The following is a 281-nucleotide window of genomic DNA, read 5'->3' on the forward strand; positions in this document are numbered from 1 at the left end:
TCGATGAGCGAATATTACAAGGTGCAATTTTACGGACACTCGGCGCTAACCGAAAGCAGCTTCGCCTTAATCAGTGGAGTGAATTCGCTTTGTTAGGCCTCATGGCAGGTATTCTGGCCCTGCTGGGTACTGAAGCAATCTGCTATAGCTTATATCGCTATTTACTCGACCTAGACTATCAAGTGCAATGGCATCTTTGGGCATGGCTACCCATTAGTTCAGCCTTACTGATCATGTGTTTAGTAGGATTGAGTACAAGGAAGGTGGCTAGTCATTCGCCA

The 281-nt window shown here is 46.3% G+C and carries 1 protein-coding gene; it reads left to right on the forward strand.

Annotated features, from left to right (window positions below):
• Window positions 1–281, forward strand: a 281-nt coding sequence (locus tag A3757_RS05825; RefSeq protein ID WP_156506209.1) for an FtsX-like permease family protein, incomplete at both ends; no start/stop codon positions are given.

This window comes from Oleiphilus sp. HI0117, from assembly GCF_001635235.1.